At 37.2% G+C, this 1,416-nt stretch carries 1 protein-coding gene and 1 tRNA gene; one reads left to right on the forward strand and one right to left on the reverse strand.

The window, feature by feature from the left end; all coding sequences use genetic code 11:
• Positions 1–97: 97 nt before the first annotated feature.
• A tRNA-Ser gene (locus FPG59_RS16030) sits at positions 98–182 on the forward strand.
• A gap of 70 nt (positions 183–252) precedes the next feature.
• Here FPG59_RS16030 and FPG59_RS16035 read toward each other — a convergent pair.
• Complete coding sequence (locus FPG59_RS16035; RefSeq protein WP_086455527.1) at positions 253–1,257, reverse strand: LLM class flavin-dependent oxidoreductase; 1,005 nt, start codon at positions 1,255–1,257, stop codon at positions 253–255.
• Positions 1,258–1,416 lie beyond the last annotated feature (159 nt).

Consider the following 1,416-nt stretch of genomic DNA (forward strand, 5'->3'; position numbering starts at 1 on the left):
TAACATTTTTTTTTTAGTAAAATCATAAAATAATGTTGCAGATTCGAAAAAACTTATTATATTTGCACTCGCTATCAAAAAATGATAGCGACTTACTGGAGAAATGGCAGAGCGGTCGAATGCGGCAGTCTTGAAAACTGTTGACTGTAACAGGTCCGGGGGTTCGAATCCCTCTTTCTCCGCGGAATTAAAAGCTAAGCGCTGTAAAACTAAAATTTTACAGCGTTTTTTTATTGGCAACTACCCTATCCATTATTCATTAATCGAATCCATTACCGATTTAGAAATCTGTAAACTTTTTAATTTATCTTGATGTTCAAAAATGGGACTGGTAATCATCAATTCATTTATGCGAGTATATTGAATAAATTCTTTTAAATCTTTAGTCAGTTTCTCTTTACTGCCTGTAAAGGTGCAAGCAGTCATTTGATTCACATGAAAGCGTTCTTCCTCATTCATCATTTCTTTAAGAGATGCTACGGGAGGCTGCAAACCTTTTCTATCGTTTCGTATTAAATTCAAAAACATTTGATACAAACTAGTCGATAAAAATTGTACTTCTTCATCAGAGTCGGCTGCTATGATATTCACGCAAGCCATTGTTTTAGGTTCGCTCAAAAAGGTTGAAGGTTGAAAATTTTCTCTGTAAAATTCAAATGCCTGTAGCATTTGTCTGGGTGCAAAATGCCCTGCGAAAGCATACGGCAAGCCATATTTAGCTGCCAATTTTGCACTATCCATACTCGAACCTAAAATCCAAATGGGCACATTCATCCCTTCGGCCGGAAAAGCTCTCACTTTTTCTGTAGCATTGGCTTCAGAGAAATATTTTTGCAATTTGGATACATTCTTGGGAAATTGTTGGGCTTCTTCAAAAAAATCTTTTCGAATGGCTTGTGCAGTCAACGCATCAGTTCCTGGCGCTCTTCCGAGACCTAAATCAATTCGGTTAGGGTACAAAGTAGCCAAGGTGCCAAACTGTTCCGCAATGATCAATGGCGAATGATTAGGCAACATGATCCCGCCTGATCCTACCCGAATATTTTGAGTTTGACTGGCAATATAACCAATCAAAACCACCGTTGCCGTACTGGCCACGTGAGCCATATTATGATGCTCTGCCAACCAAAACCGATTGTATCCCAAATGATCTGCCTGTTGCGCCAACTCTTTGGTTTTTTGCATGGTCTCACTGGCATTGCTGTTTTCTGTAATTAAAGCCAATTCTAATAAAGATATAGGAATAGCGTTTTTCATAAAAATTTTATTTGTAGTACAAAATTAGGCATTAAGAGGATGAGGCTATATTTTGAGGTGTTAATTGAATTATAATGTTTGCATGTAAGTCTAACCAAAACTAGTCCGCTGAGTTTGATTACTAATTTTTATAAAACACTAATTGGATTGGGTTTTCGG

The organism is Flavobacterium sp. FPG59 (assembly GCF_002150205.1).
Lineage (GTDB): Bacteria > Bacteroidota > Bacteroidia > Flavobacteriales > Flavobacteriaceae > Flavobacterium.